Below are 25,304 nucleotides of genomic sequence, written 5' to 3' on the forward strand. Positions count from 1 at the left end.
CCATGGGAGTCATGAAGCTGAAGCTGCTCTTCGACGACATCAAGTTCTCGTACAAGTTCGCGCAGACCCACCTCAACGTCGGCATGCCCGGCCTGATGCGGACGCACGCGGTGCGCCATCGCACGGACATGGACCGGCTCCGCGAGACCGACACGAGCACGTCGCGGTTGACCCAGTTCCGCGACAGCATCCGCAACAACAGCACGGACCCGGACAACCGCACGGGCACCGACGACTACAAGCAGATGGTCGACGTGCTCATCCGTCGTGGTGGGCTCCTCGACCACTACGCCGGCCCCCGGGACCTCAAGGACTGGCTCGAGCTCAAGAACCTCAAGAGCCAGTTCCAGGCGCTGATGGACTCGAAGTCGAAGGACGACCTCAGCACGCTCTGGAACAACCCCGGCTTCGCCGGCGCCCGATCCGTGGCTCTGCTGGCCTACAACAGCGCGGTCAACGAGATCCAGGCGACCGTCGGCGAGGAGGTCACTCCCGAGATCCGCGACGCCATTCTGAACGAGATCGTGGGCGAGCTGAACGGCGCGAGCGCCGAGGTGTTCGGCGAGACCATCACGGTCGACGACTTCAAGCAGTACATCAAGGACGTCGGTGACGGCGTGACCAAGCCGACCGACTTCACCCTGTCCTCGGACGGATGGAACTAGGGCCTCGATGTTCGGCGGCGGTGACGACGGTCGTTCCTTCTGGTTCGACGCCACCCCTCTCGTGGAGCGACGCTCGTCAGGTGTCGCGGGTCGGCTGCTGCCCCGCAGTGGCGGTTCGATCGAGGAGTTCGCCCACGCGAACGACCTCGACTACGACCCGGGGGTGAAGGGGGACCTTCCCAGCCTGCTCATCGGGGCCCAGTCGGTGTGCAAGGACGTCGTGGCGACGCGCGGTGAGCCGAAGGTCGAGTTCGGCAACCACGGCTGGCGCTACTGGAAGGGGTCCGACGACCTCGTCCCCTCCCGCCAGGGCTATATCGCCGTCCAGCACGGTCGGGCGCTGCCCCACGTCCTGGTCTCCTTCGCTGGGGCGGTCGGGGCGATGACGCCGCTCAACCTGGCCTCGGCCGCGATCACCGCGGTCGGCCAGCTCAACTTCGAGGACGTCACCGACAGCGACGGCTCGCCGTTCGAGAAGTTCAGGACCAAGGGCACCCGGGTCGAGCTACCCGCTGGTGCGGAGGTGACCGCGCACACCGAGAAGGGCCGTGAGGGGGAGGCGCAGGAGCTGCTCTCGGGTGAGACGCTGGCGGCTCTGGCCGACCTCGCGCGCTCGTTCACCGTCGAGGTGCGTGAGGGCTGGCTGCTCGCCTACAGCCACTACGGAGACGTCTCGACCAGGGATCCCGAGGTCTGGGCCTGGGTGTTCTCCGTCGCTTCCCGCATGCTCGACCTCGCGCAGCTCTGGCGCGAGACGCATCCGGCGGCAGCGGGGGAGTACGTCGCCGCGGGCTTCGACGAGCGCGCGGTGCCCTTCTACACCGACCAGCGTGTCGAGCGACCCAGCAAGCTCGACGGCTCGCTCCGGTTCCTCAAGCGCTCCCGCTGAACGCTAGTTTGTGGGTCGAGCAGTCGAGGCCTTCCCGCTCGGGCGGGTCCGATCGCCGGAGTCGGCGCTCGAGGAAGGGACGAACGTGTTGCATCGGGGGAGGCGCGCAGCCGCGCTCGCGGCATCGGTCGCGGTGTGCGTCGGGCTGGCGGCCTGCGGGGGGCAACAGCTGCCGGAGTCGGTCGTCAAGGGCAGTGAGGTCACCATCGGATGGTCGAGCACGCTCACCAGCTCGAACGCCGCGATGGCCGCCGACGCCACCCCGGGCAACCTCGACGTCGCCGCGCTGACGCGCGGCCGGTTCGCCGAGCTCGTCAACGGCGAGGTGGTGACGGACGAGAGCTTCGGCAAGGTCGAGGTCACCGGCAAGGAGCCGTTCACCGTCCGCTATGACCTCGCCGAGCCGACCTGGTCCGACGGCATCCCGGTGGATGCCGCGGACCTCGTGCTCGCCTGGGCCACCGGCTCCGACGGCGAGGGCGGCTTCGACGCGGTCCCCACCGGCCTCGCGCTCGGCGAGAGGCTGGCGAGCTACGAGGAGTCCGAGCGCGCGATCGAGGTGGCGTTCACCCAGCCCGTCAACGACTGGAGCACCGCGCTCGACGTCGCCGTACCCGCGCACGTCCTGGGCCAGCTCGCCCTCGGGATCGAGGACCCGATGGAGGCGAAGAAGGCGGTCGTCGATGCCATCCGCGGACGTGATGGTTCCGCCCTCGCCCGGCTCGCCGAGACCTGGAACGGCGACTTCCGGCTCTCGACCGAGGGTGCGGATCCCGAGCTGCTCGTCTCCAGCGGGCCCTACCGGGTCACCGACATCTCCGAGCAGGAGTCCGGGGCGATGCGGGTCGAGCTGGTCGCCAACGGCGAGTACACGGGCAAGCCGGCTCCCTCCTTCGAGCGGGTCGAGCTCCTCGAGATGTCCGACGAGGAGAAGATGGAGGGCCTGGGCAAGCGCGTCGACGTCGCGCAGCTCGCACCCGCGACCGAGCGCCGCAAGGACGTGCGCATGATGGAGCGGCGCGACTACGGCATGTCCACGAGCCACGACGGCACCATGTGGGTCCTCGCCCTGCGCGCCGACGGGCCGCCGTTCGCGCGGAAGGAGTCGCGCGCGGCCTTCCTGCGTGCGGTTCCCCGCGACGACCTCACCGAGGCGGGCGGCGGGGCCTGGGCCGACGCCTACGTGGCGTCGAACGCGGTCGTGGCGGCTCCGGAGAGCGACGGCTACGAGATCGCCTTGGAGGACGCGGGCTTCGAGGCGGCCTTCGGCAAGGTCAGCGAGGACCCGGGGCTGGAGCGCACGAACGCGGGTGTGCCCGCGGGGGCGACGGTCTGCCTCCTCTACGACCGGCGGAGCTCGTTCGCCCAGAACGCCTACGGCGTGCTGCGCGACGTCATGGCTGCGGCGGGGTGGACGCTCACCGACTGCGGCGCCCCCGAGCTCACCGAGCTCTCCGGCTATCCCTCCGGCTGGCAGGCCGCGCTGATCCGGGTCCCCGTCCCGCGCAGTGCGGGCGACCTCACGCGGTGGTGGGGCGGTGAGGCGAAGTCGAACCTGCCGGGTCTGGCCAACCCTCGTCGCGACGAGCTGATCGCGCAGTGGGCCCGCACCGTCGACCGGTACGACGCCCGCGACCTGCAGGCGCAGATCGAGAAGACCCTGGTCGAGGACGCCGTCGTCCTGCCGATCGCGATGAACCCCGTGGTCACCGTGCGCGTCCCCGAGGTGGAGGGCGTGAGCCCCCGGCCCGGACCGGTCGCCTCGCTGACCTCGGGCGTCGCGGAGTGGGGCCGGGCCTCGCGCTGATCCCGGGCCGAACGTGCCCGGACTCCACCGGGCCCCTACATTGGCCGTCATGACCGGACCTGTCTCCACCACCGACCTGCGCACGCGCCTCGCCGAGATCCTCCCGGGTGTCCGATCGGACCTCGAGGCGCTCGTCCGCATCCAGTCCGTCAGCGCCGACCCCGACCGCCTCGACCAGGTCGAGGTGAGCGCCCGGGCGACCGCCGACCTGTTCGCCGCGGAGGGCGTCGACGTGCAGATCGTGCGCGCCTACGACGGCGCACCGCCCGCCGTGATCGGAGAGAAGAAGGGACCCGAGGGCGCGCCCACGGTGCTCCTCTACGCCCACCACGACGTGCAGCCCGAGAACGACCACGCCGAGTGGGACAGCCCCCCGTGGGAGCCCACCGAGCGCGACGGCCGCCTCTACGGCCGGGGCGCCGCCGACGACAAGGCCGGCATCCTGACCCACGTCGCCGCGCTGCGCATGCTCGGAGACGACCTGCCCGTGACCGTGCGCCTGTTCATCGAGGGCGAGGAGGAGGTCGCGAGCGCGACCCTCCCGCAGCTGCTGGAGAAGTACGTCGAGGAGCTGCGCTCCGACGTCATCGTGATCGCCGACTCCGGCAACTGGGACATCGGCGTGCCCGCGCTGACCACGAGCCTGCGTGGCCTGGTGCGGGTCAACGTAGAGGTCCGCACCCTGACCCACGCCGTACACCAGGGCATGTGGGGCGGGTTGGTGCCCGATGCCCTCATCACCCTGTCCCGGCTGATCGCCTCGCTGCACGACGACGCCGGGCAGGTCGCGGTCGCCGGGCTGCACGCGGGCCCGGCGGCAGACGTCGACTACCCCGAGGAGCGGCTGCGCGCCGAGTCCGGTGTGGCCGACGGCGTCGAGTGGATCGGCTCCGGCCCGGCCGTCGAGCGGTTGTGGACGCAGCCCGCGCTGTCCGTCATCGGCCTCGACGCGCCGAAGGTCGACGGCTCCTCCAACACCCTCATCCCCTCCGCCCGGGCTCGTCTCGCGCTGCGCACCGCGCCGGGCGAGACCTCGGAGAACGCCGTCGCGTGCCTGCGCGCCCACCTCGAGAAGCACGTCCCCTGGGGCGCCCAGCTCTCGATCGAGGTGGTGGACACGGGCGAGCCGATCGCGCTCGACGTCACCGGACCGGCGTACGACGCCGCGCGGGCGGCGTTCACCGAGGCCTGGGACGGCACCCCGCCGGTCGACATGGGCGTCGGCGGCTCGATCCCCTTCATCGCCGAGTTCCTCGAGACCTTCCCGCAGGCCTCCGTCCTGGTGACCGGCGTCGAGGACCCCGACACCCGCGCCCACGGCCCGAACGAGGGCCTGCACCTGGCCGAGTTCGAGAAGGTCCTGCTGGCCGAGGCCCTGCTCCTGCGCAACCTCGCCGGATGACTCTCGAGGTTGAGTCGTCACTGGTGACCCGTCGAGTCGTCAGTGGTGACCCGTCGAGTCGTCGGAAGTGACCCGTCGAGTCGTCCGAAGTGACCCGTCGAGGAGGCGCCGCGGGGGACCGGTGCGCACGAAGTGGCAACTCGACGGGTCGTTTCTGACGACTCAACCCTCACGACGCGGGACTCCAACAATCTGACTTAAGTCGAGTGGTCCACTAGACTCAGCGCATGACGGTGACGAGGACGACCCCGGGTGCGCGCACCCGGGTGGCCGTGATCGGAGGCGGCGCCAGCGGCGTCCTGACGGCGATCAACCTGCTGGTCCGCTCCGACGAGCCTGGCCTCGAGGTCGTGGTCCACGAGGCGAGCGGGATCGTCGGGCGCGGCATCGCCTACGGCACCAACGACCGGCGTCACCTGCTCAACGTGCGCGCGCGCACATGAGCGCGTTCCCGGACGCGCCGTCGGACCTTCTCGACTGGGCGCTGCGCACCGGTCGCAGCAGCGACCCCCAGGGGTTCCTCCCGCGGGCCGACTATGCGATCTACCTCCAGGACCGGCTCGCCGACGTGGCGGACGACCGGCTGCGGATCAGGGCCGGGCGGGTGCTCGACGTGGTCCCCGCCGCCACCGGCTTCGAGATCGTGACCGAGCGCTCGACCTCGACCGCGGACACCGTGGTGCTGTGCCACGGGAACCAGCCGCCCCGCCCGCTCGCCACGGCGGGCGGGGCGGTGCTCCCCGAGGCGCCGTGGCATGTCGCCAACCCCTGGGAGCTGGCCCGCCTGCGCGCCCTGCCCGCGGACGCCCGGATCGTCGTCGTGGGCACCGGGCTCACGGCCGTCGACACGGTCATCACCCTGCTCGAGGACGGCCCGGAGCGGCACGTGACGATGGTCAGCCGCAGCGGCCTCCTGCCCAAGCCGCACGTCGGCCAGGCGCACACGGCGTGGGTCACCAAGGTCCCCGACGACGCGGTCACCGCGGACGCGCTCGCCGCGGCGCTCGTCCGGGAGTGTCAGGCCGCCGCGGAGCGCGGCGTCAACTGGCGCGCGGTCGTCGACGGCCTCCGCCCGCTCACGCAGACCCTGTGGCGCCGGCTCCCCGCCGCCGAGCGCCGCCGCTTCCTCGACGTCCACGCGCGCGACTGGGAGATCCGCCGGCACCGGATGGCGCCCGAGGTCGCGCTGCGCCTCCAGGCCTACCGGTACGACGACCGCCTCGCGGTCCAGCCCGGCAGCCTGCACGCGGTCGAGGACCTCGGCGAGCGCTGCCGGGTCACGACCGCGCCCGGCCAGGCGCACCTCGAGGTCGACGCGATCGTGAACTGCACCGGCCCGCTCGCCGACGTGCGACACAGCGCGGACCCTCTCCTGCGCGCCCTCGTGGCGCGCGGGACGGCCGCTCCCGACCCGCTGGCCCTCGGCCTCGACACCACCCTCGACGGCGCTGTCGTCGGCGCGGACGGCGCCGTGGTCGACGGGCTCTTCGCGGTCGGCCCGTCGCGCAAGGGCACCCTGTGGGAGTCCACCGCGATCCCGGAGATCCGGGCCCAGGCGGCCCAGGTCGCGAGCGCGGTCCTGCGGCGCTCGTCTCGCGGGGTCGTCGCGAACTGACGGATTGACCCATCCGGCCGGTAGGCTTGCGCAACGTGTGCGGAGTCTTCGGTGTATGGGCCCCGGGTGAGGACGTCGCGAAGCTGACGTACTTCGGCCTCTACTCCCTGCAGCACCGCGGCCAGGAGTCGGCGGGCATCTCGGTCAGCAACGGTCGGCAGATCCTCGTCTACAAGGACATGGGCCTGGTCTCCCAGGTCTTCGACGAGAACACGCTCGAGTCCTTCGCCGGCCACCTCGCGGTCGGCCACTGTCGCTACTCGACCACGGGTGCGAGCACCTGGCAGAACGCGCAGCCGACCTTCCGGCCCACCGAGGACGGCTCGATCGCCCTGGGTCACAACGGCAACCTGATCAACACCGCGCACCTCGCGGACCTGGTCCAGGCGCTGCCGAGCGACGACGGCGAGCTGGACATCCACGCCCGCAACCTCGAGTCGTCCACCAACGACACCAGCCTGGTGACCGCGCTGCTCGCCCACCACCCGGACCAGTCGCTGGAGGCCCGCGCGCTGGAGCTGCTGCCGCAGGTCCAGGGCGCGTTCTCGTTCGTGTTCATGAACGAGAACACCCTGTACGCCGCCCGCGACCCCGAGGGCATCCGGCCGCTCGTGCTGGGCCGCCTCGAGCGCGGCTGGGTCGTCGCCAGCGAGGACGCCGCCCTCGCGACCACCGGCGCGAGCGTGGTCCGCGAGGTCGAGCCGGGCGAGCTCATCGTCATCGACGAGGACGGCCTGCGCTCCCACCGCTTCGCCGAGCCGCGCCGCAAGGGCTGCGTGTTCGAGTACGTCTACCTCGCCCGCCCCGACGCGTCGATCGCCGGGCGGAGCGTGCACGAGGCCCGCGTGGAGATGGGCCGCCAGCTGGCCCGCGAGTTCCCCGTCGAGGCCGACCTCGTGATCCCCGTCCCGGAGTCGGGTACGCCGGCCGCGTCGGGCTACGCGCTCGAGAGCGGCATCCCCTTCGGTCAGGGCTTCGTGAAGAACGCCTACGTCGGCCGCACCTTCATCCAGCCCAGCCAGACCCTGCGGCAGCTCGGCATCCGGCTCAAGCTCAACGCGCTCGAGCACATGATCCGCGGCAAGCGCATCGTCGTCGTCGACGACTCCATCGTGCGCGGCAACACCCAGCGTGCCCAGGTGCGGATGCTGCGCGAGGCCGGGGCGACCGAGGTCCACGTCCGGATCTCCAGCCCGCCGGTCAAGTGGCCCTGCTTCTACGGCATCGACTTCGCCACGCGCGCCGAGCTGATCGCCAACGGCCTCGAGGTCGACGAGATCGCCGCCAGCGTCGGCGCCGACAGCCTCGGCTACATCTCGCTCGAGGGCATGGTCGAGGCGACCGGCCAGCCGCAGACCAGCCTGTGCACCGCCTGCTTCACCGGCGACTACCCGATCGAGCTCCCCGACGAGAGCCTGCTCGGCAAGCACCTCCTCGAGGCGACGCTCAAGCCGAGCACGCACGGCGAGGCGCTTCCCGTCTTCAACAACCCGTGAGCGAACCAAGGGGAACCGTGGCTGAGAACGCCTATGCCCGTGCCGGCGTCGACATCGAGGCCGCGGACCGCGCCGTCGACCTGATGAAGGAGTGGGTCGAGAAGGCCCGCCGGCCCGAGATGCTGGGCGGCCTCGGCGGCTTCGCCGGGCTCTTCGACGCGAGCGCGCTGACGTCGTACAGGCGACCGCTGCTCGCCACCTCCACCGACGGGGTCGGCACCAAGGTCGCCGTCGCGCAGATGGTCGACAAGCACGACACGATCGGCTTCGACCTGGTCGGCATGGTCGTCGACGACCTCGTCGTCTGCGGTGCCGAGCCGCTCTTCATGACCGACTACATCGCCACCGGCAAGGTCGTGCCCGAGCGGATCGCCGCGATCGTCAAGGGCATCGCGGAGGCGTGCGTCGAGGCGGGCTGCGCCCTGGTCGGCGGCGAGACCGCCGAGCACCCCGGCCTGCTCGCCCCCGACGAGTACGACGTCGCCGGCGCGACCACCGGCGTGGTCGAGGCCGACGCCCTGCTCGGTCCGGGACGGGTCCGTCCGGGGGACGTCGTCGTCGCGATGGCGGCCAGCGGCCTGCACTCGAACGGGTACTCCCTCGCTCGCCACGTCTTCTTCGCCCAGGCCGGCTGGTCCGTCGACCGCCATGTCGAGGAGTTCGGCCGCACCCTCGGCGAGGAGCTGCTCGAGCCGACCCGGATCTACACCAAGCCGTGCCTGGCGATCGCCCGTGAGACCGAGGTCCACGCGATGGCCCACATCACCGGCGGCGGGCTCGCGAACAACCTCGCGCGGGTCATGCCCCCGGAGCTCAAGGCGACCCTCGACCGCAGCACGTGGGTGCCCGCGCCGGTCTTCGACGTCATCCGCAGGGTCGGCGACGTCCCCCAGGCCGACCTCGAGGCCACGCTCAACTGCGGCGTCGGGATGGTCGCCGTGCTGCCTCCCGACTCCGTCGACGCCGCCCGCACCCGGCTCGCGGAGCTCGGCATCGACAGCTGGGTCGCCGGCGAGGTCGCCGTCGACCCGGAGCAGAAGGGCACCGTGGAGCTGGTCGGTCAGCACCCCACCTGGTGACCTGCGCCTCATTCGTGCCCTGACGGCTCGCGGGAAGGTGCTCCCAGCGTGCGGGAACACCCACCGGCCATGTACCGTTGGACCCACGAGACTACGTATTCAGCAGTCCGGGGCCCGGAGGGCTACCGGCCAAGTGTGCGAGGGGGCTGGACCCTATGGGCCGCGGCCGTGCGAAAGCCAAGCAGACCAAGGTCGCTCGCGACCTGAAGTACCGCACTCACGAGACTGATCTCTCGGCTCTGGCCGCTGAGCTCCATGGAGAGCCGGCGACCAGCTCCGACGAGGTGGAGCCCGAGGTGCTCGAGAAGTGGTCGGACTACGCCGACCGCCGCGACTGAGTCGGCTCGGACGCCGGAGGGCGCACCGCGGCCGTCCGAGACGCCGTCCGTGCCCCCCTGCGTGGCCGACCGGGCCTGAGGGTCGTCGCCTCCTCGCTGACGGCGCCTGCCCTCGTCCCGCGGTCAGGCACCGCGCTGGGACATCACCACGAGATCACCGTGGGTGCCGTAGCCGGCCAGCCTGCCGCCGTACCGCGTGCCGTCGAAGGTGACCAGGCGCCACCGGTCCCCGGGTAGGTCCGGGTCCGGCGGGACCACGGTCGGCCAGGGGATGTTGGTCGGGTACGGCGCCGCCAGCGTGCCGACTTCCGCCAGCGCCGTGTCGAACACGGGGAAGCGCCCGCGAACCGCGCGCCGGTTGTCCCTACCGTCGCTGGCGAGCACCCGCCAGCCGTCCTCGACCCGGAGCAGCGTGGTGCCCTCGGTCGCGCGACGGTCGGTGGCCGCGCCGCGCAGCGCCAGCTCGTCCAGCGACGGACCGGCCGCCAGCACGGGGTGGAAGTCGAAGAAGCGCCTCGCGCTGACGTAGCCGACGAGCCAGCCCTCGTCCGTGCGCACCAGGTGCGGGTCCCACACGCCGACGCTCGCGCCGTGGGTCGGCAGCGCCAGCCGCCGGGTGGGCAGCACGTGCCGCCCGCTCGTCAGGTCGGCGCTCGACTCCGCGAGGGTGACGCCCAGCGCTCCGGGCACCCGGTCGGCCTTGCGCGCCGGGAAGTCCGACCAGGTGCTCGTCGCCACGAGCCACCGGTCCCCGTCGCGGACGAGGTGGGTGGCATGGTCGCCGTACACACCGGGCCGGTCGGGGCGCTCGAAGAAGAGATCGCTGCGCCAGGCGACACGGCCGTCCGCGGCCAGCGACCACACCGAGGTGTGGGCGGTGTCGAAGAAGCCGGGGCCGGCGCTGGTCGCGGTGAAGAGCACCTCGCGCCCGACCCGGTACGGCGACCCGTCGGCGTACGACACCAGACGGACGTCGCGCAGGCCGAGCTGGCCGAAGGGCCCGGCCCGCAGCTCGCCCGTCCCCGCCGAGGCGTCCGGCCGGAGTCCGGCCAGCCAGGCGGGGTCGCGGGTGTCCGGCCCGTCGAGCTCGCGCAGGTCGATCCGCCCGCGGACCACCCACGCCTCCCGCTCGAGGCACAGCACGGCGAGATGGCTGCCGGTCAGGGTCAGGCCGAGGCGGCTCGCGGGCGCGCTGGTGCGGCCGTGACGGCGGCTGCGCAGCGTGTGGTCGCCGCCGCGCACGCGGATGCTCAGCGATGCCCGGCCCGTGTCGTGCCGCACCGCAAGCCGGGTCCCGTCCGGGTGGGCCAGAGCGAGCTCGGCCGGCGCAGCGGACAGCGCAGCCTCGACGGCGGCGAAGGGCGCACGCAGTGGGAACGCGCCGGGTGCCGCCACCAGCGCCACGGGGCGATGGCGGGCGGCGATCTCGAACGACGGCAGCACGGGCGCACCCTACGTGGAGAGGCTCGGCCGGCGCCGTCCGGCTCGCGCCCGGAGCGGATGGCTATTGCGTTCCGACTATGCCTGCGCCGCGAAAGGGCATTGGACGCTCGGACGCGACGTGGGCACGCTCAGTGAGCTGGTCGAACACGCGGCCGACATGCGGACGAGAGGGAAACTCGTGACCACTCCCAGGCACAGCGGCTTCGCCACTGTCCTCCACCCGGATGCCTACGCCGTCGACTGGCCCGGCTTCTACGAGCGGGCGCTGAAGGAGGGCCAGGGCGTCCGGGCGCGGTTCGCGCACTCGGTCGAGAGGTACGGCAGCGACGACGAGCACCAGGTGCTCAACGTCTTCCGTCCGGCCGGCGCGGTGGGCGCGCCCGTCCTCGTGTTCTTCCACGGCGGGCGCTGGCGCGAGGGCCACCCGGACTACTACGACGCGCTGGCGGCGCCCTGGGTCGAGGCCGGAGTGGTCTTCGTCTCGGCGGGCTACCGCCTCGAGGCGCAGGCGACCAAGCGCCAGGCCGTCGACGACGCCGCGGCCGCCGTACGCCGGGTCGTCGCGAGGGCGGCGGACTGGGGCGGCGATCCCGCCCGGCTCTCCCTCGCGGGGCACTCCGCGGGAGCGCACCTCGCGGCCATGGTCGCGGCGACCGCCCACGGCCAGGCCCTGCTGCGGGATGCGCTGTCGGCTCCGGTCCGCTCGCTGGTCGGAGTCAGCGGCGTGTACGACATCCGCGCCGACGAGTCGGGTGCCGACGGCGAGGCGCTCAGCCCGACCCTCCAGGTCGCGGGCTCCGTGCCGGAGACCGTGGTGGCCTACGGCGTGCCGGAGCTGAACGCCGTGGCGGCGCCCTCGTCGTTCTTCTCCGACCAGGGCGAGGCCTTCGCGAGCGCCCTGCGCGCCCACGGAGCGACGGTCGCCGAGGTTCCGCTGCCCGACCACGACCACATCCGCACGGCCCAGGCGTTCGGCACCGCGGGGAGCCCGCTGTTCGAGCGGGCGCTGCGCGCCGTGACCGCCGTCAGCCACGAGGAGGTCGCCCGATGACGAGCACCCTGACCCGCGCGCGGGTCCGCATCCCGGTCGTGGTGGTCGGCTTCGTGCTGGTCCTCGTGGACGGCTTCGACAGCGCGACGATCTCCGTCGTGGTCCCGCGCCTGGCCGCCGACTGGGGCGTCGCCCCCTCGGCGTTCACCTATCCGATCGCCGCGACCAATGCCGGCGTCGCGTTGGGCTATGTCGCCGCGGGCTGGGTCTGCGTCAGGCTCGGCGAGCGGCGCGCTCTCCAGGGTGGGCTCCTCCTGGCCATGGTCGGCAGCGCGCTCAGCGCGCTCGTGCTGCCCACCGAGTCGATGACGCTGCTCACGGCCGCCCGCATCCTCACCGGGCTCGGGATCGGCGTCGTGCTGCCCACGGCGATCGGGATCACCACCTCGCTCAACCCGGCGCGCCACAAGCAGCGGATCGCGGTCGTCGTCACCCTCGGCCTCGCCTCGGGCATCGCCGTCGGCGGCGCGGTCGGGAGGCCCGTGCTGAGGGGCTGGGGCGCCGACGGCATGTACTGGATCGCGGCCGTCGCGACGCTGCTGTCGATGGTGCTCGCCGCAGCGGTGCTGGGCAGGGCACCGGCGCGCACCGAGGAGGCCGCCGTCGAGGAGGCGCCCTCCGCCGAGGTCCGTGCGCTCCTGGCGCCCGTGTACCGCACGACGACCCTGCTGCTGTGGACGTTCTCGTTCCTCGTGTTCATCACGTCCTACATGCTCACCAGCTGGATCCCGACGATCCTGGTCTCCTACGGGTTCAGCGTGTCCGACGCCCCCATCGGCCTCACCTTCCTCAGCGTCGGCGGGGTGCTCGGCGGTCTCACCCTGATCGCTCTCACCCTGCGCCTGGGCATCGCGCGGGCGATGGTGGTGGTCGCGGTGGTGGGTCTGGTCTTCCTCGTCCTGCTGGGGACGCTCGAGGCGTCGGGACGTCCGCTCCTCCTGCTGGTCCTGGGCGCCGGGCTCGGTGTGGTCGCCTGCCAGATCGGCCAGCTGACCATGGCGGTGTCGGTCTACTCCGCCGCCCTGCGGACGACGGGCGTGGGCCTGGCCGCCGCCGTGGGCCGGGTCGGCTCGGTGGTCGGGCCGGCGATCGGGGGCGTGCTCATCGGCGCCCACCTGGCGCCGACGACGGTCATGCTCCTGGCGGCGGTCCCGGTCCTGGTCGCCCTGGGCTGCGCCTGCCTCCTCGCGTTCTCCGGAGTCCGCCCCGGCACGGGACGGGCGGCGCTACTCCCCGATGCCGGTCGCGACGGCGCGCAGTGACGCGATGAGCGCGCCGGCGGCGGGGCTGAGCTGGCGGTCGGTGGCCCGGGTGATCCCCACGCTGTGGCCGACGAGGTCCAGTGACAGGGGCAGCACGGTCAGCCGGGGGTCCTCGGCGCCGATCAGCCCGGGCAGGGCGGCGACCATCTCGGTCTCGATGAGCAGCTGGCGCACGGTCAGGAAGGACGTCGCCTCCACCTGGTCGGGACGGGCGACGAAGCCGTGCCGGGCGAAGTAGGCCTCGAGCTCGTCGCGCAGCCGGGTCGACCTGCCCGGCAGGATCCACGGGTAGTCGGCGAGGTCGTCCAGCGCGAGCCCTCGGCGCCCGGCCAGCGGGTGGTGGGCACCGGTCACGATGCGGATGTGCTCCTCGTAGAGGGCCTCCCGGCTCAGGCTCTCGGGCACCGCGCCGCCCAGCCTGCCCACGACCAGGTCGACCCGGCCCGCCGTGAGATCCACCAGCAGGGCGTCGGGCAGCCCCTCGCGCACGCTCACCCTGAGCATCGGGTGGTCCCGCTTCACGTGCGCGATCGCCCGCGGGAGCAGCAGGTTCGAGCCCGCCAGGTGGGTGCCGACGACGACCTCGCCCCGGGTGGCGTCCGCCAGCTCCTCGATGTGCCGCGCCGCCTGGTTCAGCTGCGCCAGGACCGCGCGCGCGTGGTCGGTGAAGGCCAGCCCGAACTCGTTGGGCGTGACGCCCCGCGGGCCGCGCTCGTAGAGCTGGACGCCCAAGATCGCCTCCAGGTCGTGCAGGCCCCGGGTGACGACGGGCTGGGTCACGTGCAGGGCCGCGGCCGCGCTGACGACGCTGCCGCGCTCGGTGAGGACGTCCACGAGGATGAGATGGCGCAGCTTGAGGCGGCCGTCGAGGAGGCGGGGCGTGGGCACCTTCCGCACCCTAGCCGCCCTGCAGCAAAAGGCATAGGAAAGCCCAGGAATGGCATTGGACGGGCATGGCACGCCGTTCCTACGCTCGCGGACATGGCCAGCAGCCCTCCGTCCGTCCTGAACCACGTGGCCGGCGCCCCCGTCGCCGGCGTGGCCACCTTCGTCAAGCACAGCCCGGTGGACGGCTCCGTCGTCGCCGTGGTCCACGAGGCCGGACCCGAGGTCGTCGACGCAGCGGTCGCCGCGGCCCGTGCGGCGCTGGCCGGGCCGTGGGGGTCGATGACCGTCGCGGAGCGGGTCGCCCTGCTGCGCCGGGTCGCGGACCGGATCGACGAGCGACGCGAGGAGCTCGTCGCCGCGGAGGTGCGCGACACCGGCAAGCCCGAGCACCTCGTCCGCGAGCTCGACGTCGCGCGCGCCGCGCTCAACTTCCGCTCCTTCGCCGACACGGTCGCCGCCACCGGCCTGGACTCCTTCCTCACCGACCTCCCCGACGGGCGCCGGGCCCTCAACTACGCCGTGCCGAAGCCGCTGGGCGTGGTCGCCGTCGTCGTCCCGTGGAACCTCCCCCTCCTGCTGCTGACCTGGAAGGTGGCGCCGGCGCTGGCGTGCGGGAACGCGGTCGTCGTCAAGCCGTCGGAGGAGACGCCCTCGACCGCCACCCTGCTCGCCGAGCTGATGGTCGAGGCCGGCGTACCGGCCGGCGTGTACAACGTCGTGCACGGCTTCGGCCCCGACTCCGCGGGCGAGCAGCTGACCACGCACGCCGATGTCGACGCGATCACCTTCACCGGCGAGTCGCGCACGGGAGCCGCGATCATGCGCGCGGCCGCGCCGCGGGTGCGCCCGGTCTCCTTCGAGCTCGGCGGCAAGAACGCGGCGGTGGTCTTCGCCGACTGCGACCTCCCGCGGACCCTCGACGGCCTCGCGCGGTCGATCTTCCTCAACACCGGCCAGGTGTGCCTGTGCACCGAGCGGGTCTACGTCGAGCGGTCCGTCTTCGACGAGGTGGTCGCCGGCCTGGCCGAGCGTGCCGGTGCGCTGCGGCTGGGCCGCCCCGACGCCCCGGGGACGACGACCGGTCCGCTCATCTCCCAGGAGCATCGCGCGAAGGTACAGGCGTATCTCGACCTGGCCGTCGAGGAGGGCGCCACCGTGGTCGTCGGAGGAGGCGTCCCCGACCTCGGCGAGGAGCTCGCCGGCGGGGCGTGGGTCGAGCCCACGTTGTGGGTCGGCCTCGACAACAGCGCACGGGTGGTACGCGAGGAGGTCTTCGGTCCGGTGGCCGCGCTCATCCCCTTCGACTCCGAGGAGGAGGCGGTGCGGCTCGCGAACGACACCGACTACGGGCTGGCCGCGGCCGTGTGGACCAGCGACCTGGAGCGTGGCCACCGGGTGGCCCAGCAGATGCGGGTCGGCATGGCGTGGGTCAACACCTGGTACCTGCGCGACCTGCGCTCGCCGTTCGGTGGGGCAGGCCTCTCCGGCATCGGCCGCGAGGGCGGTCGTCACTCCCTGCACTTCTACTCCGAGCCCACGAACGTGTGCGTGCAGCTGTGACCGGCCGGTACGACGAGCTGGCACGTGTGCTCGACGAGGCGACGCGCACCGGGGAGGCCGTGCCGCAGCTGTCCGACGGCCGCGCGCTCGACCTCGCGGACGCCTACGCGATCCAGCGCGCGGGCATCGCGCTTCGCGAACAGCGCGGAGAGCGGGTCGCGGGCGCCAAGCTGGGCTTCACCAGCAGGGCCAAGGCGGCGCAGATGGGCGTCTCGGACGTGATCATCGGGACGCTCACCGACACCATGGCCGCGACCGGAACGCTCGACCTGACCCGGTCGATCCACCCGCGGGTGGAGCCGGAGGTCGCCTTCCTGCTCGGCTCGGACGTCGACCCGGGAGCGCCGGACGCGGACCTGGCCGCCGCCGTCACCCACGTCGCGCCCGCGCTCGAGGTCATCGACAGCCGCTATCGGGACTTCCGGTTCAGCCTCGCCGACGTCGTCGCGGACAACACCTCGGCCTCGGCGTACGTCGTGGGGGAGTGGGTGCCGGTCGCCGACGTGCGGGCCCGGCTCGACCTGGCCGCGCTCCCCGTCGTGCTCCACGTCGACGGCGTCGAGGCGGCGCGCGGCTCGACCGCCGACATCCTCGGCGATCCGTGGGCCGCCCTGCCGGCGCTCCAGCGGATGGCGGCCCGGCACGGACAGCCGCTGCGCCGCGGGGGCGTGCTCCTCGCCGGGGCCGCCACGGCCGCCGTACCGCTCCAGGCCGGCGTGCTCGTCACGGCCACGGTAGCCGGCCTCGGCGCGGTGGACCTCGCCACGAGCGGAGAACTGTGATGCCCGAGTCCCATGTCGTCGCCGGCAAGGCGACCCCCCGCGGGCGGTTCCCCCACGTCAAGGTGGTGGGCGGGCTCGTCTTCGTCTCCGGCACCAGCAGCCGGCGCCCGGACAACACCTTCGAGGGCGTGCGCGTCGACGACCTCGGGGTCACCGACCTCGACATCCGGAAGCAGACGCGGGCGGTGCTGGAGAACATCCGGGACATCCTCGGCGCCGTGGGCGCCGGGCTCGAGGACCTCGTCCAGGTCACGACGTACCTGGTCAACATGAACGACTTCGGCGGCTACAACGAGGTCTACGCGGAGTACTTCGACGAGACCGGGCCGACCCGGACGACGGTCGCCGTCCACCAGCTGCCGCACCCCCATCTGCTCATCGAGATCCAGGCGACTGCGTCCCTACCCACCTCCCAGGAGGAGTCATGACCACGATCCCACCCGTCCTCGACTTCGAGCGCTGGATCGCCGAGCACGAGGACCAGCTCAGGCCGCCGGTCAACAACCGGCAGATGTGGGAGCCGATGGGCGACTTCATCGTGCAGGTCGTCGGAGGGCCCAACCAGCGCACCGACTTCCACCTCGACCCCTACGAGGAGTGGTTCTACCAGTACCGCGGCGACATGCACGTCAACCTGATGACCGACGACGGGATCCAGCGCGTCGACATCCGCGAGGGCGAGATGTGGATGCTGCCGCGCAACGTCTACCACTCGCCCCAGCGCCCCGACCCCCGCTCGATCGGCATCGTCATCGAGCGGATCCGCGAGGAGGGCACCCTCGAGAAGTTCGTGTGGTTCTGCATGGAGTGCGACCACCTCGTGCACGAGGTGGAGCTTCAGGTCCGCGACATCGTCGCCGACCTGCCGCCGGTCTTCGAGCAGTTCTACGGGTCGACGCCGGCGCGCACCTGCGACCGCTGCGGCACGCTGCACCCCGGGAAGGGCTGACGCCATGGACCACGCACCGGACGCCGGCGCTCGCGACATCGTCGACGTGCACACCCACTTCGTGCCCAACGGCTGGCCGGACCTGGGGGAGGGCCAGCCCTGGCTGCGCCCCGAGTCGGAGGCCGAGGCGATGATCATGGTCGGCTCGACCGAGTTCCGGCGCATCCAGGCGAGCTGCTGGGACGCCGAGATCCGGCTCGCCGAGATGGACGCCGACGGGGTCGCCGTCCAGGTGGTCTCGCCGACCCCGGTCTTCTTCGGCTACGAACAGCCGCGGGGCGAGGCGGAGAAGGTCGCCCGGATCTTCAACGACCTCGCCCTCGAGATCTGCGCACCCGGTGGCGGGCGGCTCGTCCCGTTCTGCCAGGTCCCGCTCCAGGACACCGATGCGGCCTGCCGCGAGCTCGAGCGCGCCGTGGCCGCCGGACACCGCGGCGTCGAGATCGGCAACCACGTCGGCGACCGCGACCTCGACGACGAGGGCATCGTGACCTTCCTGCAGCACGCCGCCGCGCTCGACGTGCCGGTGTTCGTGCATCCCTGGGACATGGCGGAGTCGCCTCGGCTGTCGCGCTGGATGGCGCAGTGGCTGACGGGGATGCCCGCCGAGACCCACCTGTCGATCATCGCGATGATCCTGGGCGGCGTCTTCGACCGGGTCCCCGAGAGCCTGCGGATCTGCTTCGCCCACGGCGGCGGGTCGTTCGCGTTCTGGCTCGGGCGCTTCGAGAACGCCTGGCACCAGCGCAAGGACGTCATCGGCACCTCGCAGCGGCCGCCGTCGTCGTACGTCGGGCGGTTCTCGGTGGACTCCGTCGTCTTCGACCCCGCGGCGCTGCGCACCTTGGTCGAGGTGCTCGGCGTCGAGCAGGTGATGGTGGGCAGCGACTATCCGTACCCGTTGGGCGAGCGCCCGGTCGGGAGCGTCGTGCACCGCGCCGACTACCTCGGCGAGGCCGAGCGGAAGCTCGTACTGGCCGGCAACGCCCGGCGCTTCCTCGGCTGAGCGCGGTGTGCCGCGACTGGCGTGTCCGGCACGGAGATGGTCGACTCGGTCTGGCACTGTGTGCTCCGCCCGGCCGCCCAGCTCCACCCGAGGTACGACGAGCAGCAGCGCGACCAGCGCGACGACGAACGAGGAGGGACCGGCAGGTGACCGACACCGCTATCGGCCGAGACGACTGTCTGCAGTGGGACGAGCAGGATCCGCTTCGGCGGTTCCGGGAGCGGTTCACCCTGCCTCCCGGCGTGATCTACCTCGACGGCAACTCGCTGGGCGCGCTGCCGGCGCACACGCCCGAGCGGGTCGAGACGATGATCCGGCGCGAGTGGGGCGACGGACTCATCCGGAGCTGGAACGACGCGGGCTGGTTCGAGAAGCCGGTCGTCCTGGGCGACCGGATCGCCCCGCTCATCGGGGCCGGAGCCGGCGAGGTGGTCGTCGGCGACTCGACGTCGATCAGCCTGTTCCAGGCGTTGACGGCGGCGGTCCGGCTGCGCCCGGACCGGCGGGTGGTCGTCGCCGAGGCGGACAACTTCCCGACGGACCTCTACCTGCTGCAGTCGGTGCAGGAGATCGCCGGGCTCGAGCTGCGTCTGGTGGACCCCCGGACCCCGGGTGCCTCCCTCGACGACCTGCTCGACGAGCAGGTGGGCGTCGTCCTGCTCTCCCAGGTCAACTACCGCACGGGCGAGCTGCTGGACATGGCGGAGACCACGGCCCGGGTCCACGCCGCGGGCGCACTCGTGGTCTGGGACCTGTGCCACAGCGTCGGGGCACTCCCCGTCGACGTCACCGCGGCGGGCGCCGACTTCGCCGCCGGATGCACCTACAAGTACCTCAACGGCGGGCCCGGCTCGCCCTCCTTCGTCTACGTGGCGCCACGTCATCAGGAGGCGGCGGCGCCACCGCTGACGGGGTGGCAGGGTCACCGCCGGCCGTTCGCCTTCGAGGGCGCCTATGCCGCGGGGGAGGGTGCGACCCGGTTCCGGATCGGCACGCCCCAGCTGATCTCGATGGCTGCGCTCGAGGCCTCCCTCGACATCTGGGAGGAGGTGTCGCTGGCGGACATCCGGACCAAGAGCCTGGCTCTCACCGACATGTTCATCCGGCTGGTCGAGGAGCGGCTGCCCGGGCTGGGCACCGTCGTGACCCCCCGCGCGCACGCGAGCCGCGGCAGCCAGGTCTCGGTGCGCGTCGACGATGGGTACCCGATGATGCAGGCGCTCATCGAGCGCGGCGTGATCGGCGACTTCCGCGCGCCCGACATCATGCGCTTCGGCTTCACGCCGCTCTACACCTCGATGACCGACGTGTGGGACGCCGTGGAGGTCCTGCAGGAGATCGTCGTCTCGGAGTCGTGGCGCGCCCTCCCCGCCGCGCCGAGCGGGCAGGTCACCTAGGCGCCGGCACGAGATCGCGAGCTGTCGAGAACGGTCCTCCTCGATACCGAGCACGGGTCCTTGCGGCGTAAGCCATGTCGCCGATCGCTGTCAGTAGGGCAGTGGGCTACGGCGCTTGGCTCGATGAGCTGCGGGGGGATCCGAATGACGAAGGACCGGGCAGTACGACGACGCACGCTCTTCGGAGCAGGCGCGACCACAGGGCTCTTCGCCGGGGGAGTCGCGGCTCAGCCGTCGCGCGCCGCGGCTGCCGCGCCCGATCCCGCGTTCGACACCCAGGTCGAGGAGCTGGTCGAGACCTCGAGCGCGACCAGGACCGCACTCGACGGGCGCTACGTCCAGATCGCACATCGGCCAGTCAACCTGGCCGACCGCCTGCCACCGGGCCATGTCGCCAGCGACGACGCGACCGCCGTCGTAGAGGCGGCCCTCGCGGAGACCTCGCACCTCGAGTGGCCGGGTACGACCCTGCGGTTGACGCGTCCCGTGGTGGTGCGCTCGGGTGCCGCCATCGCCGGGGTCGCCGGTGCCGCCGCGAAGATCGACCACGCAGGAGTCGGGTTCGAGGTCGCGGGCGCATTGCGCGGCGTCACGGTCCAACGACAGACCGTGACCGTCGGCCTCGGCGCGGCCGGTGTCTGGGTCCCGCCCGGATCGACCGGCGCCCGAGTCGAGGACCTCGACATCACCGGCGACCACGGCGTGAACGTGCTCATCGGCGGCGACGTCGCCACGCGCACCGGTACAGCGGTCGATGCGCTCATCCAGCGGGTCCGGGCCGGACGAACCGAGGCGGCCTCGTCCTACAACTTCGTGATCGACGACTCCCGAGCAACGACCCTGGCCGACTGCGTCGGCCTGGGCTGCGCACTCGACAACGTCAAGGCACGGGTGCACGCCCGCGACTACCGCCTAGTCGGTGGACGATTCACCGGCAGTCGTGGCGGTGACGGCATCGACGCGTTCGGCGGCGGTGAGGGCGGCTACATCGGCGGAGGGGTCGTCTTCGAGGACAACGCGCAGAATGGGATCTGCGTCAAGACCGACAACATCAACGGGATGACGCTCGAGCAGCAGCGCGAGCAGCTCGGACTCCCCAGACAGACGATCATCGACGGAGTCATCATCCGCCGCTCCGGTGGCAGCGGACTGTGCCTGCATCGCTCGGACGGTGAGGACTCCGACTACGTCAGCAGCGGCGCCGGAGACCCCAGCATCCCGGTGCCCTGGCTCGCCGACCTCTCCGTCTCCTCGGTCGTCATCGAAGACCCGGGTCTGGGGCTCTTCATCAACGGCTACAACTACGTCATCGACAACCTCCAGATCATCCGCCCGCGCCAACAGGGCGTGAAGGTGCACGCCAACGCACGCCACCACCGCTTGTCCCGCATCGCGGTCCGAGCCGCCGGCTACCCGCAGGCGCGCACGCTGGTCGACGGCTTCCTGCTGCTCGGCAAGCACCTCTGGCTCTCCCAGTGCGCCGTCTACGGCCAGGTCGGTGAGTTCGTCGACGACGCCAGCCTCGACACAGCCCCCAAGTACACCCGGTTCGGGTTCAACTCCGGCACCGGCACCGGCAGCACGCACCACTTCTCGCAGTGCGCGGTCAGCGGGACCTGGTATCCCGCCCTCGCCGGGGAGGCAGCCACCCACGGCAAGCACACCGACGGCGACTACGAGAGCTACGCGTCCGGCTTCAGCCTCGGGGGCCTGTGGCTGCGGAACAACGCAGGAGTCCTGGAGAAGAGCAGCGACGGCAGCACCGGATTCAGCCCCGTCTGAGACCGGCCGGGCGCAGCCGCGAAGTGGTGCGGGTGCCCAACCTCACCGACCCTAGACCCGCACGCCCGACGACCTCGCGGTCAGGTGTTGCCCAAGACGGATGCGGTCGTTGGGCAAGGCTCGCCGGTGCTGGCGGCTGCCCGCGCCAGAAGGATCTCCCGAAAGTCGCGCCCGACACGTCCGCCTCGGGGCGGGCCCCAGGACGATCGGGCGCGGGACTCCTCGAAGGGTGTGGCGACATGCGTGGACTCGTTCGAACTCTGGCGGGACTGGTGGCGATCCTGCTCGTCGCGGCCGGCTGCGGCGGCGGCGACGGCGGCGGCTCCGACGACGGGAAGGTCCGGATCGCGGCGATCTTCTCGGGCCCGACCACCGATGCCGACTACAACGCGCTCGGGCTCGAGGCCCTCAAGGCCGCGGAGAAGGACGGCGCGGAGGTGTCGTACTCCGAGAGCGTCGCGGTGCCGGACATCGAGCGGGTGCTCCAGGAGTACGTCGCGGACGGCTTCAACGTCATCTGGACCCATGGCTCGCAGTTCTACGAGGCCACGGCGAAGGTCGCGGCGCAGAACCCCGAGGTCCGCTTCATCGGCGAGTTCGACGGGGAGCCCGAGGGCCAGCCCGACAACGTCTGGGTGATCGACCGGAACTTCCACACGGTCTTCTACCCGCTGGGCGTGCTCGCGACGAACCTGACCAAGAGCGGGAAGGTCGGCTACCTCGGTGGCCTCAGCCTGCCGTTCTCGTACTCGGAGGTGCACGCCGTCGAGCAGGCCATCGCCGACAGCGGCAAGGACGTCGAGCTGACCCCCGTGTGGAGCGGCGACTTCAACGACACCGTCAAGGCCCAGCAGCTCACCAGCCAGCTGCTCTCCGGGGGAGCGGACGTCATCGTCACCTCGCTGAACCTGGGCGTGGTGGGCGCCTTCAAGGCGGTCAACGACACCGACCCCGGCTCGGCCTGGGTGACGGTGAAGTACACCGACAAGTCGCAGAACGGCCCCGAGCACTACGCCGCGACGGTCCTCTACGACTTCGTGACCCCGCTCGCCGAGATCCTCGCCGACATCGATGAGGGCACCACGAAGGGCCACTACGTCATCGGCTTCGGCCAGGGCGCGAGCGTCGACGTCGGCGACAACGTCCCTGCGGAGGTCACGGCCGAGGTCGAGAAGGCGGTCGCCGGGATCTCCGACGGCTCGGTCGAGGTCGAGCTCGACCAGTCCGAAGTGAAGTGAGCGCGCCGGAGAGCCCCCGCCTGGAGATGCGGGGGATCGTCAAGACGTTCGGTCCGGTGACGGCCCTCGACGCGGTCGACCTCGTCGTCGGACGCAACGAGGTGCACGGCCTGCTCGGCGGCAACGGGGCCGGCAAGACCACGCTCATGAACGTCCTCTACGGCCTGTACCGGCCCAACGCCGGCGAGGTGCTGCTGGACGGCAGGCCGGTGAGCATCGGCTCGCCCAAGGACGCCATCGCCGCCGGCGTGGGCATGGTGCACCAGACCTTCCTGCAGGTCGACAACTACACCGTCACCGAGAACATCGTGCTCGGCACGGACGTCCCCGGTCCCCTGCGGCTGGACCTCTCGGAGGCCAAGGAGCGGATCCGCGAGCTGAGCGAGCGCTTCGGGCTCACGGTCGACCCGGACGCGGTGGTCGAGGAGCTGCCGGTCGGCGTACGGCAGCGGGTCGAGATCCTCAAGGCGCTCTATCGCGGCGCGAAGGTGCTCATCCTGGACGAGCCGACGACCAACCTCACTCCGCAGGAGGTCGACGACCTCTTCGGGTCCATGCGGGCGATGGTGGACGACGGCATGAGCGTCGTGCTCATCACCCACAAGATCCGGGAGACCCTCAGCGTCTGCGACAAGATGACGGTGATGCGCGACGGGCGCCGCGTCGAGACCCTCGACCGCGCGGACACCGACGCGGAGCACCTCGCGGAGAAGATGGTCGGCGGCGCCGCCGACCCGGGTGCCGCTGTCGAGGCCGCCGCGCTGGGCGCGGTCGACGCGGAGAAGGTGGCCGAGACGCTCTCCTCGGTCGGTACGGCGACGGCGGTCGCCGTGCGCGACCTGGTGGTGGCCAACGACCAGGGCCACGAGCTGGTCCGAGGCTTCCAGCTGGAGCTGCGCGAGGGTGAGATCGTCGGCATCGCGGGAGTCGCCGGCAACGGCCAGGTGGAGCTGGCGGAGGCGCTCGCCGGCGTACGCCCGGTGCGCTCGGGCACCGTCGAGGTGGCCGGACGGTCGATGGGCGGACTGGCCACGTCGGCGTGGCTGGACCATGGCGTCGCCTACGTACCGGAGGACCGGCACCGCGACGGCATCCTGCCGACCGCGAGCATCACCGAGAACCTGGTGCTGGGATCGCAGCGCAGTGGGCAGGTCCGCAGGCGGGGCCTGATCGACTGGGGCGCCGCGAAGCAGCGCGCCGTCGACGCGATCGCGGAGTTCTCGGTGCGGGCCAACGGGCCGGGCACCCTGGTGGGCGACCTGTCCGGCGGCAACATCCAGCGGGTCATCCTGGCCCGGGCCTTCGCCCGGCAGCCACGGATGCTCATCCTGCACAACCCGACGCGCGGGCTGGACATCGGCTCGACGCGGTTCGTGTACCAACAGGTGCGCAAGGCCACCGCCGCCGGTTGCGCGGTCCTGCTCATCTCCGAGGACCTGGACGAGGTGATCGCCCTGTCGGACAGGGTCATCGCGCTCTACCAGGGCTCGCGGGCGGGGGAGTGGCAGCACGGCTCCGTCGACGCCTACGAGGTCGGCCGCAGCATGACCGGACTGGGAGAAGCTCGTGTCTGAGACCGTGACCGCCCCCGCGACCACCCCACCGGAGGTGCCGGCGAAGCGGCCCTCGCGCGTGGCCGAGGCGCTCTGGCTGGTCGTGCCGTACGTCGTCTCGGTGGTGCTCGCGTTCGTCGTGGGCGGTCTGATCATCGCGCTGATCGGCCGCGACCCGTTCGCCGCGTTCGAGTCGGTGCTGACCACCAGCTTCAACACCCGCTTCGGCACCATCGAGACGCTGCACAAGTGGGTGCCGGTGCTCCTGTGCGCCTACGCCTTCGCGATCCCGCTCGCCACCGGGAAGTTCAACATCGGCGCCGAGGGCCAGCTGCTGGTCGGCGCCACGGGAGGCGTCGCCCTCGGCATCTTGTGGTCCGACCTCCCGATGGTCGTGCTGCTGCCGTGCGTCCTGGTCGCGGGTGCGCTCGCCGGAGCGGTGTGGGCCGGCATCGCCGCGTTCTTGATGACGAGGTTCCAGGTCAACGAGATCCTCAGCACGGTCGTGCTGAACTTCGTGTCCTTCCAGCTCATCGACTACGTCGCCAGCCACGTCTGGCCCGACCGCGGAGCCGGCCACCCGGCCACCACGCCGGTCGGCGAGGGCGCGCGACTGCCCGGGATCGGGGAGGCGCCGCCGATGCACGCGGGCGTCGTCCTCACGGCCGTCCTGGTCGTGGTGGTCGCGGTGTTCATGCGGCGTACGTCGACCGGCTTCGAGATGCGCGCGGTCGGTGCCAACCTCCGGGCCGCCCAGGTGCACGGCATCCGGACGTCCCGGCTCGCGGGGGCGGGCCTCGTCGTCGGCGGGGCGGTCGCCGGCCTGGCCGGCGCGATCGAGGTGTCCGGCGTGCACGGCAAGATGCTCGAGGGGATGCAGTCGAACTTCCTGATCCTCGGCATCATCGTGGGCCTCATGGCCCGGGGCAGCATGCTCGCCCTCCCGGTCATCGCCTTCGGCATCGCCGTCCTCGAGGTCGGCGCCGGCTCGATGCAGCGCACGGCGCAGGTGCCTGTCGAGATGGTCCTGATCATCGAGGCGCTCATCCTGCTCTTCCTGCTCCTGTCCGACATCGCGCGTGCGAAGCTCCGGAGGAACTGA

Annotated in this window: 22 protein-coding genes and 1 pseudogene; 21 read left to right on the forward strand and 2 right to left on the reverse strand. The window is 72.0% G+C overall.

Translation table 11 applies throughout. The features are described from left to right. The first annotated feature begins 11 nt into the window (after positions 1 to 11). From ACJ5H2_RS02625 to ACJ5H2_RS02660, 8 genes and pseudogenes are all read left to right on the forward strand, one after another. A complete protein-coding gene (locus ACJ5H2_RS02625) occupies positions 12 to 665 on the forward strand; it encodes a hypothetical protein (RefSeq protein WP_408898010.1) in 654 nt (217 codons plus the stop codon). A gap of 7 nt (positions 666 to 672) precedes the next feature. Then, positions 673 to 1,554 carry a hypothetical protein gene (locus tag ACJ5H2_RS02630; protein ID WP_408898011.1) on the forward strand — a complete coding sequence of 294 codons (882 nt, stop codon included), beginning with the start codon at positions 673 to 675 and terminating at the stop codon, positions 1,552 to 1,554. Positions 1,555 to 1,564: 10 nt separating this feature from the next. Next, complete coding sequence (locus tag ACJ5H2_RS02635; RefSeq protein WP_408898012.1) at positions 1,565 to 3,361, forward strand: ABC transporter substrate-binding protein; 1,797 nt, start codon at positions 1,565 to 1,567, stop codon at positions 3,359 to 3,361. 49 nt (positions 3,362 to 3,410) lie between these two features. Next, positions 3,411 to 4,763 carry a dipeptidase gene (locus ACJ5H2_RS02640; protein WP_408898013.1) on the forward strand — a complete coding sequence of 451 codons (1,353 nt, stop codon included), beginning with the start codon at positions 3,411 to 3,413 and terminating at the stop codon, positions 4,761 to 4,763. 227 nt (positions 4,764 to 4,990) lie between these two features. Further along, positions 4,991 to 6,378 (forward strand): annotated as a pseudogene (locus ACJ5H2_RS02645) (FAD/NAD(P)-binding protein). An 11-nt stretch (positions 6,379 to 6,389) separates the two neighbouring features. Next, a complete protein-coding gene (purF, locus tag ACJ5H2_RS02650; protein ID WP_408899581.1) occupies positions 6,390 to 7,874 on the forward strand; it encodes an amidophosphoribosyltransferase in 1,485 nt (494 codons plus the stop codon). Between the two features lie 17 nt (positions 7,875 to 7,891). Then, positions 7,892 to 8,953 (forward strand): phosphoribosylformylglycinamidine cyclo-ligase, encoded by a 1,062-nt coding sequence (gene purM, locus ACJ5H2_RS02655; protein WP_408898014.1) that lies wholly within the window; start codon positions 7,892 to 7,894, stop codon positions 8,951 to 8,953. A gap of 155 nt (positions 8,954 to 9,108) precedes the next feature. Further along, on the forward strand, positions 9,109 to 9,291 hold the full coding sequence (locus tag ACJ5H2_RS02660) for a DUF3073 domain-containing protein (protein ID WP_408898015.1): 183 nt from the start codon (positions 9,109 to 9,111) through the stop codon (positions 9,289 to 9,291). Positions 9,292 to 9,414: 123 nt separating this feature from the next. Here ACJ5H2_RS02660 and ACJ5H2_RS02665 read toward each other — a convergent pair whose 3' ends face one another. Next, positions 9,415 to 10,734 (reverse strand): hypothetical protein, encoded by a 1,320-nt coding sequence (locus tag ACJ5H2_RS02665; RefSeq protein WP_408898016.1) that lies wholly within the window; start codon positions 10,732 to 10,734, stop codon positions 9,415 to 9,417. Between the two features lie 178 nt (positions 10,735 to 10,912). On the opposite strand from ACJ5H2_RS02665, the gene ACJ5H2_RS02670 reads away from it, so the two are divergent. Both ACJ5H2_RS02670 and ACJ5H2_RS02675 read left to right on the forward strand, forming a co-directional pair. Continuing rightward, complete coding sequence (locus ACJ5H2_RS02670) at positions 10,913 to 11,785, forward strand: alpha/beta hydrolase (protein WP_408898017.1); 873 nt, start codon at positions 10,913 to 10,915, stop codon at positions 11,783 to 11,785. Further along, positions 11,782 to 13,047 carry an MFS transporter gene (locus ACJ5H2_RS02675; RefSeq protein ID WP_408898018.1) on the forward strand — a complete coding sequence of 422 codons (1,266 nt, stop codon included), beginning with the start codon at positions 11,782 to 11,784 and terminating at the stop codon, positions 13,045 to 13,047. The genes ACJ5H2_RS02670 and ACJ5H2_RS02675 overlap by 4 nt, the downstream gene beginning before the upstream one ends. On the opposite strand, the gene ACJ5H2_RS02680 is transcribed toward ACJ5H2_RS02675, so the two are convergent. After that, complete coding sequence (locus ACJ5H2_RS02680) at positions 13,012 to 13,935, reverse strand: LysR substrate-binding domain-containing protein (protein ID WP_408898019.1); 924 nt, start codon at positions 13,933 to 13,935, stop codon at positions 13,012 to 13,014. The genes ACJ5H2_RS02675 and ACJ5H2_RS02680 overlap by 36 nt on opposite strands. Before the next feature lie 93 nt (positions 13,936 to 14,028). Here ACJ5H2_RS02680 and ACJ5H2_RS02685 point away from each other — a divergent pair, with 93 nt between their 5' ends. From ACJ5H2_RS02685 to ACJ5H2_RS02735, 11 genes are all read left to right on the forward strand, one after another. After that, positions 14,029 to 15,495 carry a 2-hydroxymuconic semialdehyde dehydrogenase gene (locus tag ACJ5H2_RS02685; protein WP_408898020.1) on the forward strand — a complete coding sequence of 489 codons (1,467 nt, stop codon included), beginning with the start codon at positions 14,029 to 14,031 and terminating at the stop codon, positions 15,493 to 15,495. After that, positions 15,492 to 16,277, forward strand: a complete 786-nt coding sequence (locus ACJ5H2_RS02690) for a 2-keto-4-pentenoate hydratase (RefSeq protein ID WP_408898021.1) — start codon at positions 15,492 to 15,494, stop codon at positions 16,275 to 16,277. Before ACJ5H2_RS02685 ends, ACJ5H2_RS02690 begins: the two co-directional genes overlap by 4 nt. After that, complete coding sequence (locus ACJ5H2_RS02695; protein ID WP_408898022.1) at positions 16,277 to 16,705, forward strand: RidA family protein; 429 nt, start codon at positions 16,277 to 16,279, stop codon at positions 16,703 to 16,705. The genes ACJ5H2_RS02690 and ACJ5H2_RS02695 overlap by 1 nt, the downstream gene beginning before the upstream one ends. Next, on the forward strand, positions 16,702 to 17,226 hold the full coding sequence (locus ACJ5H2_RS02700; RefSeq protein ID WP_408898023.1) for a 3-hydroxyanthranilate 3,4-dioxygenase: 525 nt from the start codon (positions 16,702 to 16,704) through the stop codon (positions 17,224 to 17,226). The genes ACJ5H2_RS02695 and ACJ5H2_RS02700 overlap by 4 nt, the downstream gene beginning before the upstream one ends. Positions 17,227 to 17,230: 4 nt before the next feature. Next, complete coding sequence (locus tag ACJ5H2_RS02705; RefSeq protein WP_408898024.1) at positions 17,231 to 18,232, forward strand: amidohydrolase family protein; 1,002 nt, start codon at positions 17,231 to 17,233, stop codon at positions 18,230 to 18,232. A gap of 21 nt (positions 18,233 to 18,253) precedes the next feature. Then, positions 18,254 to 18,382, forward strand: a complete 129-nt coding sequence (locus ACJ5H2_RS02710; RefSeq protein WP_408898025.1) for a hypothetical protein — start codon at positions 18,254 to 18,256, stop codon at positions 18,380 to 18,382. After that, entirely contained in the window at positions 18,379 to 19,629 is a 1,251-nt protein-coding gene (kynU, locus tag ACJ5H2_RS02715) for a kynureninase (RefSeq protein ID WP_408898026.1), read from the forward strand. Before ACJ5H2_RS02710 ends, kynU begins: the two co-directional genes overlap by 4 nt. Before the next feature lie 144 nt (positions 19,630 to 19,773). Next, a complete protein-coding gene (locus tag ACJ5H2_RS02720) occupies positions 19,774 to 21,411 on the forward strand; it encodes a hypothetical protein (protein WP_408898027.1) in 1,638 nt (545 codons plus the stop codon). Between the two features lie 239 nt (positions 21,412 to 21,650). Continuing rightward, a complete protein-coding gene (locus ACJ5H2_RS02725; protein WP_408898028.1) occupies positions 21,651 to 22,649 on the forward strand; it encodes a BMP family protein in 999 nt (332 codons plus the stop codon). Then, positions 22,646 to 24,223 carry an ABC transporter ATP-binding protein gene (locus tag ACJ5H2_RS02730; RefSeq protein WP_408898029.1) on the forward strand — a complete coding sequence of 526 codons (1,578 nt, stop codon included), beginning with the start codon at positions 22,646 to 22,648 and terminating at the stop codon, positions 24,221 to 24,223. Before ACJ5H2_RS02725 ends, ACJ5H2_RS02730 begins: the two co-directional genes overlap by 4 nt. After that, positions 24,216 to 25,304, forward strand: coding sequence for an ABC transporter permease (locus ACJ5H2_RS02735; protein ID WP_408898030.1), 1,089 nt, complete (start codon positions 24,216 to 24,218; stop codon positions 25,302 to 25,304). Before ACJ5H2_RS02730 ends, ACJ5H2_RS02735 begins: the two co-directional genes overlap by 8 nt.

It is taken from the genome of Nocardioides pymetrozini (assembly GCF_046058985.1).
Taxonomy (GTDB): Bacteria; Actinomycetota; Actinomycetes; order Propionibacteriales; family Nocardioidaceae; genus Nocardioides.